The following is a 17,175-nucleotide window of genomic DNA, read 5'->3' as shown; positions in this document are numbered from 1 at the left end:
CTAATACCGAAGCGGTGCGGTACCTGCGGCTTACACCGTGATGTTCACCCAGCCGGGCTCGTCCTCCTCGTCCTTGCGGCGGGAGAGCAGCGAAAGCACGAGCATGATGGCCGCAAAGCCGGCGATGGCCGCCAGAATCAGACGCAGAAGCGAGGTGGTGTCGCCCGTCTGCGGGAGCAGCGCCTTGATGATCTTCGTCAGCCACTCCTTGTCGAAGATCCTCGTCAGCCAGCCGTCGGTTCCAGCCAGCGGCGTCGGCGGCACGTAGTAGCCCGGATCCACCGCGTGTCCCGCCTCGCGGGTCCACTGCTGGGCCGCGAGCACCTGGTAGGCCAGGCCGTAGGCGTTGGCGGCGTTGCGCGGGCTCAGCACGCCAAGCACCTCGGTGACGCCAGTGTTGGCATCGGCCTCGCGACCGCGCAGGTTCAGGTGGGCCACATCGTTGTCGAGGTTATCGTCGCGACCCGCATTCAGCGGAACCCACTCGGCCTCGGCAGGCTTCACGAAGCGCACGCGATACACGTAGGGCTTGCCGTACTCGTCCACGATGGGCTGACCGGCGAACAGGTACTTACCCTCCATGTCCGTCTTGGTCGTCGCCACGCTCTCCCAGACGCCTTCGGAAAGCACACCGTCGTCCTCGAAGCGCTCGAGGTCGGCCGAGGGGTCGGCCACGTCGTAGGCGAGCAGCGCCTCCCAGCGAGCTGCAGCCTCGTCGAGGGGCTCGTCGGTCGTCGGCTCGTCGGCATCGGGAGCATCGGTGTCGGGCTCGTCGGTGTCGGGGGCATCGGTGCCAGACTCGCCAGTGCTGGGGGCATCCGTGGCGGGTGCATCATCGGCATCCGTCGAGCCGCCCTCGCCCAGCGCGAACACACCAGCCCGCAGCGCCCGAGCGGCAATCTCGTCGCCAGCGCTATCGTCGGCAGAACCATCGCCAGACTCCGCGCCCTGCTCAGCGTCGCCAGCGTTCTCACCCTCGCCAGTGCTCTCGCCCTCGCCAGGCTCGCCGGACTCATTGCCCTCGCCAGGCTCGCCGGACTCGTCGTCTCCGCCAGGCTCGTCGCCCTCGCCGGGCTCGCCGGACTCGTCATCCCCGCCAGGCTCGTCGCCCTCATCGGGATCCACCACAGGCACATCGGGCTCCTTGCCAGCCAAGTCGTCGAGTACCCACTGGATGTCGTCGTAGCGCTCGGCAACCTCAAGCGGCTCGCCCTCTTCGGACAGGTCGCTGCCGGCAATGCCGTCAGTCACCCGACTCATCCAACCCACGGCCTTTGCGGCAGCGAAGGTCGTCCGCTGGCGCTCCAGCACCACTTCCTTGCCCACGGCCAGCTCGTCGGTTTCAGCCTGCAGGCCGTCCTTGTCGGCATCCAGCCACACATGTCCGCCCACGCTCACCGTGTTGAAGGGCACCAGGCCCGCATCGTTGTGGTAGCTCGACTGAGAGCCCAGCGTCGACCAATCGATAGCCAAAGGCCCGACGACCTTCGACTCGGGCGCATCGGCCTCCTCGGCCGGCTCGGCCAGCACGATAAGTCCGTTCACCTCAACATCGCCCTCGGCAATCAGACGCGTGGTGGCCTCGTCCAAATCGGAGTCCACCTCAATGTCCTCGCCGCGGTTCAGCTTCGCCACGGCGTAGCCGCTCGGCACATCAACCACATTCACGCGGTAGCCGTAGACGACGTCGCGCGTCACATTGCCAAGGTCGGAGCGCTCCTCGGTGGAGGGCAAATCCTCGAACTCCCAGTAGCCCTGGGGATAGGTCTTGCGCACCTCCTCGCCGATGCTGTTGCGGGTCATGCGGCTGAACTCCGTCGTGGTCACAACCTCGTTGCTGCGCGTCTGCTCGGCGCCGTTCTCGCCGGGCACGTAGACCAGCGCCTCGCCCGCGTGCTTCACCGTACCATCGGCGTTCAGCACGCGATTGAAGGACTCGTCGAAGACCCACGTGGCGGACTCTTCGTCGTACCAGTAGCGCGTCAACTGCACCGTGGCGCCGACGACGCCCGCTTCACCGGTCTCGAAATAGCCATTGTTGTTGGCATCGTTCCACACCGTACCGGCGATGACGTTCTTGTTAGGCGCCTTGGCACCCGCATCCAGCTTGCTGTTGAAGGGCGCGGGCACGTCGTAGATGGCCACGTCAGCGTCGGCCGCATTGGTGCCGTCGGCCCACACGTCAAGAGCATCGCCGTGGGTCCACGTCGCCTCCTCGTCGTACTGCGAACCGAAGACCGATCCGCGCACGTTGGAGGACTCATGGTTCAGGTACACCTTGCCATCCATGATGGTCATGCCGTTTTGGAAGGTGATCGCCTGGCGCAGCGTCAGGGCGCCAAGCTCGTCGCGCGTCAGGTCGGAGTCGATGCCGGACGGTGCGCCGGGCACGTTGTAGCGACTCATGATGTAGCCGTTGCCCAGCTCGGCCATCCGCACCGTGTAACGCGTCTGGTACACCTCGTCTAGCGCACCGGGCGTGTTGTAATCGACCAGCTGGCCCTTGGCGTTCTTCTGAACGTACACCTGCAAACCGTCGAAGGTGTAAATACCCTGGCTGTTCGTGACCGCCGCCTTGGAACCGGCCGGAGCGGGCTTCTTGGGACGCTGGCGATTCTCCTCGGTGTCAGGCAGGCCCGCAGGCAGGTAATTCGTGGAATCGCCCACCACATCGGGAAGGGTCTTGAGAACGTAGCCCGCGCCATCGGCCGAGCCGTCGTAGACAAAGCCCTCGCCCACCGGCGTAATCACCGGCGTCTCGTCGCCGTCGCCCGTGCCGTCGCCCGACTCCGCATTCTCGCCGAGCAGGGCATCGGTCACCATGGCGAACAGGGCGGCAATGCTCCGGGTCGCAACGACCGGATTCTCCAGGTCGCTGGAGCTGCCGGACGCGGTCGAGTCGCCGGACTCGCCAGGCTCGCCGGACTCACCGGAGCCAGTCGAATCACCAGGCTCGGTCGGGTCGCCAGACTCACCGGGCTCGGTCGGGTCGCCAGAGTCGCCAGAGTCGCCTGCATCGCCAGGCTCGGTCGGGTCGCCGGAATCGCCAGGCTCGGTCGGCTCCGTGGACTCGCCAGGCTCGGTCGGCTCCGTGGAACCGCCAGACTCCCCGGGCTCCCCAGGCTCCCCGGGCTCACCGGGCTCAACCGGCTCGACCGGCTCCTCGGGCTTGGGACCCTTGGAGACGTAGATGGTCACCACACTGTCCTGCAGCGCCACCGACAGCGCGCCCGGCTTCGTGCGGGCCACGGTGCCCGCGGCCGCATCGCTGTACTCTTCATCGCTGGAAATCTGCACGCGGAAGCCCGCCGCCGCGAGACGCTCGGCGGCCTCGTTGGGCTCAGCGCCCGTCACGTCTTCCACTTCCACCGGCTGCGCCGCGCCCGAGGACACGACGAGCTTCACCGTCATGCCGGGCTTCATCTTGGCGCCCACGGCCGGCTCGGTGCGCACCACCGCGCCACCGGGCACGGTATCACTGAACTCATGGCCCTGCTCGGCATCCACCACCAGGCCCAACTCCTCGAGGGCCGCCGCAGCGTCCTCGGCACGGTAGTTGGCCATATCCGGCAGCAGGAACTCGCCGTAGGGGCGAACCCGGGCCACCAGCGTGTAATCGGTGCGCTGGGAAAGGCCGCTTAACTGCACGAAGCCGCGCTCGTCGGCAGGACGCCACGCCTCGTCATCAAGGTCGGCCGCATCTTGGCCGGCAGGCACGGCCGCGTACTCCCAGCCGTTCCACTCATCGCCCGCCGCCTCGTCGGCGGAGGCGACGCCCGCATCGGCAGACAGCTTCCACCAGGCCGGCTTCTCGGCGAACATAATGGTGCCGGCCGAAGCGGTTACCGGGCCCTCGGCGAAGATGACGTCGGTCAGGGCCGACTCGCCCGGCGTGGCCACGGCCATCGGCGTCTTGCTCTCCACATAGTCGCCGCTGGCATTCAGCTGGCGGCACACCACAACGTATTCGGTATTGGGCTTGATGGACAGCGTGTAATCAACGCCGCCGATCGTCACCGTCAGGCCATTGGAGAAGGTGCCCGCCTCGGCATCTTCGGGCCAGCCGAACACCGTCTGGCCATCGACCTTCACGTTGTCCGGCGAGGTGAACCACAGGCTCGCCGGCAGCTCGTTGCCGTCGGCGTCAAGCACCGCATCGCCGTTCTCATCGCGTAGCACCGGCAGGTTGCCCTCAGCGTCGCGGAACAGGTCAACCAAGTTGCCGTTCTCATCGCGCACGGCGATGCGATACTGCGTATTGGGCATCGACTTCGCGTACTTCACGAACACCGCGTCGCGACGGGCCGTCAAGTCGCCCACCTCAGGGTCGACCTGGCCGCCGAAGGCGGGATTGAACACCCACTTGCCGTTCTCCAGGTACTCCTGGGTGATGTAGACGGTCTCGCCCGCAAGCGGTTTTTCCAGCTCGGAAATGAGCGAGGGCTGCTCGAACTCGTCTTCTTCGCCTTCCTCGGGCAGAGGATCGATAACCGTGCGGAAGTTGCGAATGCCGTCGTAGTTCTCGTCATCCCACGCCACGCCGGAGATAGTCGCCGTGCCGAAGGGACCGAAGCCGCCGTTCATATGGTCCGCATCGCGGATAGTGGACAGGTCGAACTCCATGCCGTTGGCGTTCACATAATAGGTCTCGTCGGTGGCGCCCACAGCCTCGTCGTCGGTGGTGGCGCGATCGGCCAGCACCAGACGGCCATCCAGCACCGTGCGTCCGCCCTCGCGGTTATCCTGCTCATTCACCTGGTTCATGGTGATGGCGAAGCGCGTGGCGCCGTAGTGGGCGTCGTTGGACAGGCGCCCGTTCATCTCGCCGGAATCGGCGGCGCGATGCACCTTGCTGGCGTTGAGGTCCTGCAGCTCCTCGCCGTTGTCGTCAAGCAGGCGGGTAACCGGCAGGCCCACCACGGTCTCAGAAGCGGCACTGCCCAAAGCCTCGCGGTTGTCGCCCTCCACCTCGATGGTGTAGCCGAGCAGGTACCACTCGTCCCAGTTGTCGGTCACGAGCACCTCGTCATCGCCGCCCTCGTCGCCTTGCCAGCCAAGAGAGCCATCGGCGGTATTGCGAATGTTGCGGGTAGCCGCGGGCAGGTCGGCGAAGGCGTAGCGGCCCTTCTCGTCGGTGAGCACCGACAGGGGATCGCCTGCCTCCTCGACCCACTCGTAATGGTAGCCCGCCTTGACGCTGCCATCGCGCTGGGCCGCGGTGATGGGACCGCCGGCCGCCGGCCACTGGCCCTCGCCCGCCTCGGCCGGCGTGGCGCAGTGCCCGCCGCAGTCGGCGTCGGCCACCAGGCGCAGGCCCCAGGCGCGCAGGTACACGCGCTTGCCCGCAATGCCCGGCTCGCCCTCGTTGGCAATGCCGTCGTAGTTGTCGTCCTGGAACAGGACGCCGGAAATGCGGCCGGTCTTGCGCTTCAGCAGGGCGCCGTCGTTGTAGGCGCGGTCGGAGCCAGCGCCCAGGTCGTACACATCCACACCCGGCGTTGCGCCCTCGGCGCCCGCGGCTGCGGCAACCGTGGCGGCCGTCGAGGCCAGCAACGAGGCGAAGGCCACCGCCGGACGCGCCGGGTCGGCAGCCTGGACCTGGGTCGCCGTGCCCTTCGACTGGGCCAGGGCCTCTTCATGGGAGAGCAGGCCCAGATCCTGGTTGTCGTTGTTCGAAGCATTGCCATCGATGAGGTTGCCCAGAACCGAGCTCTCATCCCTGCGATTCAGCAGCACGTCGTACTCGGCGTCCTGCATGAGGTTGGCGTTCACGTTAATGAGGTCGGAGTCCTGAGTGAAGTTGTCCTTCTGCTGGTACTTCGCGATCATCCAGGCGCGCTGCTGGTAGCCGGCGTCGGTATAGCGAACCTTGTAGCCGTAGACGATCTTCTCGCCCACATTCTCGGCATAGCCGGCAGCCACATCGTCGGCCGTCGCCGCACGCTGGGTCGGCAGGTCCTCGAAGCGGTACACGCCGGCACGCACAACACCGTCGGAGGCTTCCTGAACCTTGGTGCGCTGCACGTGCTGGGCGTCATCGCCCCACACCGTGGCCGGGCTCGCCTCGTAAGCGCCCCAATCATCGCCGTTCAAATCGTAGCGGTTGCTATCGGCCCACTGGGGATCGCGCGCCCAGCCGCCCGTGCCGTTGGGCACGTAGCGCTCCAGCGTGACGCGGGCGTTGTTGATGCCGTCCTCGCTGGCCTTCTCGTCGTAGACGGTGCCGTCGCGGTAGGCCAGGCCCACCTCGTTGGCGGCATAGGTCTTCTGCACCGCGAAGGTGCCGTTGCCATCGGACTGGTACAGGGCAAGCGTGCCATCGGCCTCCCACGCAGAGTACTGAATGCGCTCGCCCTTCTTCACCGTCGTGGTCGGTGCCGCCTCCGGGTCGTCCGGATCGGGCGTGACGGTCACGATGGCCTCGAACACCTCGATGGTACCGTCCTCGGCATAGTCGGCGATAACGCGCTGGCCGTCCTCGGTGAGAAGCACCGGGTTGCCCAGCTCGTCGGCGGACTGCACGCCGTCGTTGTCGGCGTCGTTCCAGAAGATACCCACGATGTCCTGGGTCGGCGGCGGCAGCTCGCCGGCGTCGCCGCCCTCTACGGCATCGGCGCCCTCGTCATAGGCACGAGCAGCCATGAAGTCGAAGATGAGCTCGCCGGTCAAGTCGTTCTGATAATCAGAGGCGGCCAGGGTGTTTTCCGCATAGGCCCCGCGGCCCAAGGCGTTCTGGCCGGCCAGGATGATCTGGCCCTCCAGCAGCTCCTGGCGCTCGCCCAAATAGCGCTTGGGCGTGACGGTTTCGGGCTCGCCGTCCTCGTCCAGCACCACGTCGGCCACAAAGGCCTCGCGTCCGATGAGCGGATAGTTGCTCACGATGCCCAGGTTGTCCGGCAGATCGGAATCCTTCGGCAGCACCTCGGCGGCCTCGCCCGCGTGGAAGCGCGTCATCATCCAGGAGCCTTCCTGGGGCAGGCCGTAGTGCTCGTGGTCGTAGTCCTCGGTCAGCGTCGCGAGCTTCAAGCGATAGCCGGCCAGGTACTGCTTGCCGGCATCGTCGGTGTAGGCCGTGGGCAGGTTATCGAAGCGATAGAGGCCTTCCTCGTTGGTCTTAACCGTGATGACGCCATCGGCCACCTGGGCCGGGTTGTCGTTGCTGTCCCAATCGCCGGAGGTCAGCGGATGGTTCGCATCGTTGTAGGTCGTGTAAATGTCGGCGCCGAAGTTCTTGTTCTGGAACCAGTGGCTCTCATAGGCGCCCGAGCCGATCTTGCCGGACAGGTCGACGTACTTCCCTTCGGCCACAAACGCCGCCGTGTCGGTGTTCACGTTGGCCGGGTCGTAGTACCACTGCTCAAGGGTGATGGTCTGGCCCACCAGGCCCTCTTCCTTGAGCTTCTTCAGAGAGGAGGTGGTGCCGTCGGCCGCCGTCACGGTGATGGTCTCATACCCCTCGTCCTGAACGCCGTCGTAGTCGGCGTCGCGCCACACGAGGCCCTCGATAGAGCGGGTGGGCACCGGCAGCTGGCCGGCGTCGCCGCCGTCGTAGACCTCGTCGGCCTGCTTGCGGGCGCGCATGATGTCGTACAGGGCGTTGCCCTCAGCCTGGTCGATGGCCTCGGAAAGCGGCAGATTCACGATGGTGGTCTTGCCGTCCACAACGCTTACGTCATCGGCCTTGGGCGCGGCCAGGATGATCTGGCCGTCACGGGCGCGCACGCCAGCCGGGGCGGAATCCTCAAACGCGCTCTCGCGACCGAGCAGGTTGTAGGAGGGCAGCGTGCCCTCGAGCTTATCGTCGATATCCGAGTCGATGCCCACGGCAGCGCCCTCGTGGTAGCGGGTCATGAGCCACGGCACGCGGGAGACAACCTTGCCGTCTTTCACCACTTCCTGCTGTTCCAGGCCGCCCAGCGTCAGACGATAGGACGCCAAGAACAGCTCGCCCTTCTCGTTCACATAGGCCGTGGGCAGGTTCTTGAAGCAGTACTCGCCATCCTCGTTGGTGAGAAGCGTCACGGCGCCATCGGCCAGCGTGCCCTCGTAAGGCTCGCCCGCCGCCCACTCGTCGGTGGCGATAGCCGCCAAGGCGTTGAAGTCGTCGGTGCCGAAAGCGGTGTTCTGCTGCCATTCCGTGCCCGTCCAGTACCACTGGGTGAGGGTCACGGTCTCGTTTTCGATGCCCGGCTCGTCGGCGCCGTAGGAGCGCACCTTGCGGGTGAGCATCTTCGGCTGGTCGTTCTCGTCCAGCACCGGATTGCCCTTCTCGTCAAGCACCGGAATGGGCTGGCCGTTCTCGTCCAGCACGAGCTCCTCGGTCTCCACGATGGCCTGCTTGCCGTCGTAGTTGGCATCGTGCCACACGCGGCCGGCCACCTCGCGACGCGGCACCGGCAGCTCGCCCACGTCTCCGCCGTTCACGGTATGGGCGCGCTTGGTGAGGTAGTCGTAGCGCACGGTGCCCGAGACGCCCTCGTACACATCGGCATACGAGATGTCCACCTGAGAGGGCTGCAGGCTGTTCACGCGATCGGCGCTCACCTCGGCAGCCAGGATGATCTGGCCGTCGTGGGCGCGCACGAGGTTGTCCTCGCCCGCCGTCTCGCGACCGACCACGCGGTAGGTAGCGGCCACCGGGCTCTGGTCGTCGGCCACATCGGAGTCGGCCGCGACATCGTCGCCCTGGTGATAGTTGGTCATCATCCACGGCGTGCTGTACAGCACGTTGCCGTCGTCGTCCTTCGCCACGTCCTTGTGCAGGCCGTTGAGCACCACGCGATAGGCGGCCAGGAAGTGCTCGCCCTCGTCGTTGGTGTAGGCCGTGGGCAGATTCTGGAAGGTGTAGACGCCGTTCTTGTCGGTGGCGACGAAGATGAAGCCGTCCTTCTGGGTGCTGGCCATGGGCAGCTTGTCCTCGGCCTTGGTCACCTCAGAGGTCACCTTCGCACCCGCGGCATCGGTGTAGTCGCGCAGCCACACCGTGTAGTCCACGCCCATGAAGTCCTGGCGGGTCTCGGTGCGCCAGCTATCCTCAACCGAGGTGCGCACATCGGCACCGAAACGGTCGTTGCGCACCCAGGCCGTGCCGTCCCAGTAGTACTGCTCAAGGGCCACCGACTCGCCAGCCAGGCCTTCCTCGCCCGTTTCCATGACACCGTCGTAGTCCTCGTCGTGCCACACCTTGCCGGTGATGGACGAGCGCGGCACCTCAACCAGGCCCACGTCCCAGTGCTCGATACGCTGGGCAGCACCCAGATCGTACACCGCGCGAGAGGCGTTCGTGGCCAGACCGCCCTGCACGGCGCGGTCGTTGCCCACCGTCGTGCCGCTGAAGCTGGCAGCCAGCTCCTTCATGCGGTCCACGGTCACCGAATCGCTCTCCTCGATGACCTTGTTGGCCAGCAGGTAGTTGCGCAGCTCGTCGGTGGAGAACTGCTCAATCAGCATGTCCACCGTCTGGCTGGCCACAACCTTGGCGGCATCGTCCTCATTTACGCGGCCCAGCTCAACGAGGTAGGCCACGAGGTTCTCGCGGGCCATGGTGTCGGTGTTGCCCGCCACCACGATCATCTGCTGGTAGGACACATCGGTGTCGTGAGCCGCCGAGGGGCGGTTCGTGTTCGGCCCAATGCCGCCCACCGCAGGATCGCCCGAGCCGATCTCGTTCAGATAGTAGGCCCAAACCGGCTTGCCGTCCTTGTAGTACGGGTTGCCCTCGCCATCGAGCACCAGCTGGGCGCCCATGGCCGCATCGGAGTCGATCTCCTCGTCGAAGACCTTGGCCACCAAATCCTGCGTATTGCGGAACGTCAGGCCATAGTCGCGCGCCACGAGCTTCAAATCGTTGCGGTCGATGCGAATGCGGTAACCGGCCAGATACTTCGTCTTGTCTTCCTCGGCCACGGTCTTGGGCGCATTCGGATCAACCACGTAGGTGGAAACGCCCTTGAAGATGTAGCTGCCGGAGCTGGACGACATGGTGGTCTTGTACTCCAGGTCGTTCAACACCCAGCGGCCCTTGCCGTAAGTGCCGTTGGTGGTGCCCGGATTGTAGGCGCCCTCGGCGGACGAGGCATCGGAGGGCAGCCAGTAGTACTGCTCGAGGATCACCTTCACGCGGCCCACGCCAATGTTGGGCACGTCGCCTTGCAGACCGTCGTAGTGCTGCATGACGCCGTCTTCCATATAGCCGGACTTGTCGGACCAGACGTAGTTGCCCAAGAAGCCCTTGGTGCCGTCAATCCAGCCCAAGGCCAGCTTGTCGTAAATCTTGTAGCCCTTCCAAGGGTTCTTCGCGTCCTCGTAAACGGCGCGGCCCTTCTCATCGACCGGTACCTCGGCGTAGAAGCTGTTGGTCTCGGCCGAGCCGCTCTTCAGCCACAGGTCGTTGTCCCACATGGCGGCCACTTCGTCCTTGGGGCGCGCCTCCTGGGCCTCTCCGGTGCCCACGGTCACCTTATCCTGGTCCTCGGCATTCTTGGTCGGGCGAGCGAGCGGGTCGTTCTCCCAGGTCATAACCGAAGGCTTCAGAATACGGGCACGGGTGTCCTTGCACACCACCTTGTAGTTGTGGAAGGGCTCCAGGCTGAAGTGGAAGAAGCCCGTGGCATCGGTATTGCCAGCGGTACGAGGCGTCCAGCGATACAGACCCTGGGGGTTCTCGCCATTCATAACCTCGCGCAGCACCTCAGCGCTTACGAGGTTGTTGCCGTCGTTGTCGAAGGCGCGCTGGTAGGTGGCGCCGCCGTCCAGCGACACTTCCAGGTAGCAGTCCGTCTGAGCCACGGCCATGTTGCCGTTGGTGTCGTAGGCCTGCTCCCACTTCTTCGTCTTGGCGTTTTGCACCATGACGCGAACTTCCATATTCTTCAGGCGCAGCTCATCCACGCGCACGGCGTACTCGTAGGGGTTCGACTCGTCCAAGTTCACGTTCACCCAGTCAAGCACGCCGTCGATGAGCTCGGGGTCGACCGAGCCATCGAGCTCGACGTACTTGTTCAGGTTCAGCGTGGGCTTGCCGTTCACCATGATGAACGGAGGCAGCTCGCCTTGGGAGGCGTCGTAGGCCGGGGCGTTGTCCGGCGTCAGCGACAGGGTGGAGATGCCCGGCAGCTCGGGGGTGCCCTGGCTTACCGCGGGGGCCGCCGCCTTCGGGGAAGCCGCAGCGCTTAAGGCCTGGGCGCTCTTGGGGGCGAAGGGATCGTCGTCGTCATCGCCGCCGCCCACATCGCCGCCGCCCTCGCCGGTACCGCCCTCGTCGGGGTCTTCCTCCATCTCCTCGTAGCCGGCCAGCTTGTCGTCGCGATAGGCCACGCCCTCGTAGACCACCGGCAAGGCAATGCCGACGTTGTAGCTCGTCATCTTCGCATCGTAGATCTCGTGGTCGGGGTCGTTACCCGCGGCGTAGGCGGCCGCATCGAAGACGACCGGCTCCACCTCGATGGGATCGGACACGGCCACCATCTGCCTGTTGGTGCGGGACACCATCATGTAAGCAGAGATGTCCTCGGTCGCGCCTGGGTAGCTCACCTTGCCCGTCTTCTCGTCAACCTCGATGACCGGGGCATGAGAGGCACCGATGCGCTTGGTGGTGAGCGCGTAGTTGGCGTACTTCTGCGGGAAGGTGAAGCGCAGACGATAGGTGCCGGGCTTCAGCATGGAGAACATGTAGTAGCCGCGGTTGTTGTAGTAGTCGGACTCGGTGGTGTACACATAGGCGCCCAAGCTAACGCTCTCGTCGGTGGTAATGGGCTCGTAGCCGTAGAGGCCCTTCACGGCCGCGCCGGTCTTCGGGTCGGCCTTCACCCAGGTGAGCTTGCTGGAATTGGCGTCCATCTTCACCTGCACCACCGCGTCGCCGTTGCGGTTCACCGGCACGCCCCACTCGTTCAAAAGCTCAACCTTCACACCGTTGACGCCCGGATCGTCCGGCACGCCGTCGTAATCCAGGTCGGTGAGCAGCTTGGAGGTGTCCTTGCCGCCATCGTAGGTATAGGTGTACTTGCCGCCCGCGATGTTCTTCTCCGTAGAGAGAATGTAGCGGCCGTTCTCGCCCTTGTGATAGGTGGTCTCGTTGCCGAGCGTATCGGTAACCACCTCGCCCTTGGTGTCGTTTTGCAGCGTATCCCAGTTGGTGTCCATCCACACGTAGCTGCCGATGTAGCCGAAGCCCTCGGGGGCGTCCACATACACGCCGGCCGGCTTGTTCTCCAGCTTGCGGTAGGTGCCCTGGCGGTAGTCCACCATGGACATGAACGTGTTCCACTGGCTGGTCTCCCACAGACGCTCCTGCAGAGGCGTCGCGTCCTCCGGCAGACCGTCGACGGACTTGTAGGCCTTGCCGGCGTTGCCCAGGTACTTGGGAAGGTTCAGCGGGGCCTTCAGGTCGTACTTCAGGCGCACATCGCCGTTGCGGGCCATCAGCACGAGATTGTCGTCCAGCACGCGGCACCAGATAGCGCCGATGCAGCGGGTAAGCGCCTCTTCCTCGTCCGGATGCTTCTTCACATAGGCCTTCAGGTCGTTGATGTTCACCATGTTGATAGAGGCCATGGACTGCGAGACCGGCACCTCCTCGGTCACGGTCTTGCCGTCCTCGCCCAAGGTGATGCCCGTGGTCTTCTGCGCCACCCAGCGGGTGATGAACGCGTCGTTCTCGTCTCCGGCCCAGCTCTCGCCGCCCTTGGCTATGGCCTCGGCCTCGGCCTTTCTGGCCACATCGATGGGCTCGTAGATGTCATCGGTCGTCAGCGGCGCGTACTTCACCTTGTCGCCGGTGCCCGTCACCGCAATGGGGCCGACCCACACCGAGGCCTGGGCCGTCAGCGTCTCGCCCGTCACCGGGTCTTTGGCATCCGCGATGCGCAACTCGTACCTGCCCACGATATCGCCCTCTTCGGTGGGGGTGGTATCGGTGTACTCCATCTTGACGGAGTCAAGGTCTTGCAGCCAGCCGCTCCACTGGGACTGACGCAGGGTGAAGGTCTTGGTGGTCACGTCGAATTCCGACGTCTCCTTGTCGCCCTGGCGCTCCGGGTCCTTGTAGTTCGAATAGGGCAGGGTGTCGGCAAACGTGGAGTGCTTGTAAATGAGCGCCGTGGAATCGTTGATGCCCGTGTACTGCTGGATATTCTCGTAGGTATAGCTTGTGCCCTCGGGGACAGCCGCCGTCTGGGAGCGCTTCGAGAACTTCTCGTCGGTGTATTTGGGCTGCACCATCTTCTCTTGGATGACCTGCTCGTTGTTGGACCATCCGATGGAGGGCGTGTCCTTGCGCAGAAGCGTCTCGGAGCGGTCGCCGTTGCCGTTGCCGTCGTTGATGTCGGAACGGTAGGACGAGTCCTTGATGATCGAGCTCTCCGGGTCGTTGATGGTGGCCTTGGTGACGATCTTCGTCACCTTCTTATCCTCGATGGTCTCCGAGCGGAACAGCGGGTAGTCGTAGAAGTCGTAGGAGCCGGCCTTGTCCGCGTACGAGGACAAGATCAGCGCGTTGCCCACATCGGTGGAAGCCGAGGAGTTCGGCGAGAACTGCATCATGAAGTCGAGGATGATGGCCTCGCCGGGGTTGAGCACGCCGCGGCTGCCGTTCTGGCCCAGGAAGTTCCAGGTGAACGAACGGCGGGTGTTCATCGTCAGGTTCTGGGAGGTGCCCGTCGAGGTTTCTACCTTGCCGTCGACGTCGTAGAGGTAGGCATACTCGTCCTTGGCGGAAATCTCGGTGCCGCCGTTGGCCAGCACACCCTGACCGAGCTTGGTCATGCCCTCCTCGGGGCGGATGGCCGCCGTGGAGGTGCCCGGCGTCAGCTCTTCGAAATCGGTGAGGCTCGTGAAGGGCTTGGTAGTGCCCTCGGGCTTCTCCGGCGCCGTCGTGCCCTCGGGCAGCTCGCGGCTGACCTTGCCCTCGTCGTCCATGGTGCCGACGAAGTTCCAGGTGCCATCGTCGTTTTGCGTCCACAGGTAGTTGAACTCGTCGCGCTCGTACTGCTTGAACTTCACCACGCGGTAGGTCCACAGCGGCACCTGGGAGTTCATGTGACTCGCGTCGCCGGCCGAGGCGCTCGTGGGCTGGCGGCGATAGCCCTCAGCCAGAGGGCTCAGGTACTCGCCCTGCTTCACGGCGCGCTGGGTGGATTGCATCGCATCGTTTTTGTAATCGAAGCCGTCGTTGGCCATGCGGTTGCCCGACCAGTCGAGCTGACCGTCGGATGTGGCCGTGGCAAACAGGTCGCTGGAGGGCACGTACTGGAAGACGCGGCTGTAGGGGCGCTCCTTCTCGACGCGCTTCTGCAGGGCGTTGCCCTGAGCGAAGATGTTCTTGCCGGCCACCTTGGCGTCGGAAAGCGCCACCTCGCTGATGTCGTAGCCCTCGGGCGTCTCGGTGCCGTCCTCGTGAACGATGCGCGGGTGGTAGCCCAAAAGCACCTTCACCTGCGCGCGCAGGGCGTTAATCGTAGCCTCAACCTCGGCCTTCGATGAATCGGGCACATCGTCACCGTGGAGGATGGAGGCCTTCAGCTCGGGCGTCGTCTCCGTCAGCTCGCGGCCGCACAGCGCCTGAAGCTCGGAGGCCAGAGAGCGCAGCTGCGCCTCGAAGGCCGCGCGGTCGTCATCGCTGGCAATCTGCTGCAGCTTCGTGCCAATGGCGCGCACGGCATCGGCCTGGGTCAGGCGCGTCTTCTGCTTGGGCGTCAGATCGGGCAGCACGTTGAACATCGACTCCGGCGTCGGGCCGAAATTCTGAATGCGGGGCAGCAGCGTGGACACCGATGGGTTGGTGCAGGTGTCGATGCTGTAGGGGGTGCTCTCGTCCTCCGGGTCGTAGCCGAGCAGGCGCAGCTGGCCCTCGGAGATGTTGTAGAGAGTCACTTCGTAGCGCAGGAAGAGGGAGTCCTCGGGGTCGAGCATGATGGACTCGCTGTTCCAGCCGTAGCCGCTGTTGGTGGTGCCGGAGAAGTACCACTGCTTGGCGTCAATCTTGATGGTCGGCTTCTCATCGGAACGGAAGAAGCCGGCGCGGGAGCGCTCGTACTGGGCGTACTTCGTGTCGTCGTAGCGCGGCACCACCGTAGCGAAGTGGTTCACGTGCACCGAGTCGGACTTCACGACGTTTTGGTCCTGGTTCTCCAGCATATAGAGGGCCTGCTCCGCGTCGCTGAGCAGCGAGAGATTCTGCACCAGGGCCTTGGCGCCCTCGGACAACTTGTCGTAGAAGGCGCGGGCAGCGACAATGGCCGGCTTGCTGTCAAGGGTCACGGTGCCGATGGCGGCCACCATCTCATCGAAGGCCTTGGCGTTGTCGGCGTCGCTGGCCCGGGGGCTCGGCACATCCATCACCTGGGCCGTCACGCCATTGTCGGCAAAGGCCGAGGCCACCGCCTCCGATATCTCGTCGGGCACATCGGTCTCGGCCAGCAGGCGCACTTCCTGGCCCGCTTCAGCCTCGCCCAAAGACTGGGTGCCGACCAAGGGCAGGTTCGTCTGAATCTTCGGCAGCTCGCTGATGAAGGCATGGCCCAGGACGCCGGCAGCATTGGCCGTGATGGTGGAGGGCATGGAGGTGCCTATGACCCACTGGGCCTCATGGGCCTGAACGATGAGGTCGCCCTGCATGGTGCGATCCCAGCAATCGTCACCGCCCACGACGGGATTGGGGGCCGTGCCCTTAAGGGCGGCCTCCATCTCGGCCTCCGACAGCTCGCGGCCTCCCTCGCCGCCCTTGGTAGTGATGACCTCGCCGAAATAGTACAGCTTGTGCGGGGCAATCTTGTACACGCCGGTAAGGTTGCCGTTGGCATCGGCCAGCTCGTTCACATTGCCCAAGTTGCGGTCGATGTACTTGTAGACGACCTGGTCGTTGTAATCCTTCTGCTTCAGCCAGCCAGTGTTGTTGCGCAGCGGATCCACCTCGTCGGGCTCCTCCACAGCGGCGGTATCGGCGTCGGCATCGGTGGCCAGGCGGAAGCCCGAGGGCACCGGCACCTCATGGGACAGCGTCTCGTCATCCACGATAGGCTTGCCCGAAGTGTCTTCATCGCAGGCGCGAATGACCCAGCGGACCTGGCGAATCTGCGTGCCGGCCTTGGCCACGCCCTGGGTGAACGTCATGTTCTGCTTGGCGGACACCTTCGTCCAGCCCACCAGCTCCCACTTGTAGGTGTTGGCCGAACCGGCGGTGTTGTAGTCCTTCGCATCGTCCTCGCCGAAGAAGTAGTCGCGGTCGGCATCGGTGCCGGGCATGGAGAAGTTCTCGCGATCCTGCTTGACGGGGCTGTTGCCGTTCTGCTCCACATAGCCGCTGTTGGAGAGCTTCGTGTTCGTATGAGCGCGACGCACGTAGACGAGCACCCACAGCTTGTCCTCGATTTCGCGGTTGGCCGCCGCCTCCGGCGTGTCTACCGGAACGCGCTTCGTCGTCGCCTTGAAGACAAAGTCGCACTCGTCCCTCTTCAGGTCGTATTCCTCGTTCTTGATAAGCTCGGTGCCTTTGGCGGGCACGTAGTCGTTGTCGTCGTTGCCGTAGTAGGGCCACACGGTGCGGTTGGTCGTGACGGGCTCTTTGGTCTCGGGGTCAGGAATGGTGACCTCGCGGGAGCGGGCACGCTGGAAGTCGATGCGCCAGGCACCGATTTCCTTACCCTCGACGGTGAAGTAGTGGTCACCCTCGGCGGCCTTGGTAACCTCGCCGGTCACGGGGTTTTTCAGCTCGAACTCGTAGGTTCCGGGAATCTCCCACACGCCGCTCTTCACGTACTCGATATCGGGCGTGACCTTGCCCACCGGCACCGTCGCGCTGCCCAAAGGCGCGTTGTCGTTGCTCTGGGAGCCCAAAGCCCACAGCGGCACCTGCCAGTCAACGATGAAGCTGTTCACCGCTGCACCGGTGTTGATGGCCTGGGTAACCCACAGGTTGTTGTTGCCCGACTGGGTGGAGTCGGTAGAGCTGCTGTCGTTGGTGGGGACGCGCACCATGCCGGTGTCCACGCGCACGCTAGCGGAGGGCTTGCGGATGGTGAACACACCGGAGGTGGAGGACATATGGCGCTCGGGCAGCTTGGAGCGAACATCCTTTTTGCCCGTCACCTTGTCGCCGCTCGTGTACACGCCGTCCTTGTCGTAGTCGACGGCAGCGATGATGTCCTTGGTATCCGGGTCCTCGTGCTCGGGCGAGTC

1 protein-coding gene (only partly in view) is annotated in these 17,175 nt (G+C 64.8%); it reads right to left on the bottom strand.

Annotated features, from left to right (window positions below; all coding sequences use genetic code 11):
• Positions 1 to 30: 30 nt before the first annotated feature.
• Positions 31 to 17,175, bottom strand: partial view of a PASTA domain-containing protein gene (locus VJ923_RS07595; protein WP_326440184.1) — the end only. 22,113 nt of this gene lie beyond the right edge of the window; 17,145 of the gene's 39,258 nt are visible here — the last part of the coding sequence; its start codon lies beyond the right edge, outside the window — the gene reads right to left on this strand; the stop codon is at positions 31 to 33.

Origin of the sequence: Adlercreutzia shanghongiae, from assembly GCF_035830635.1 — a bacterium.
Lineage (GTDB): Bacteria > Actinomycetota > Coriobacteriia > Coriobacteriales > Eggerthellaceae > Adlercreutzia > Adlercreutzia shanghongiae.
The sequence above is the reverse complement of the archived record's forward strand: the minus strand, read 5'-3'. Positions and strand labels throughout refer to the sequence as shown.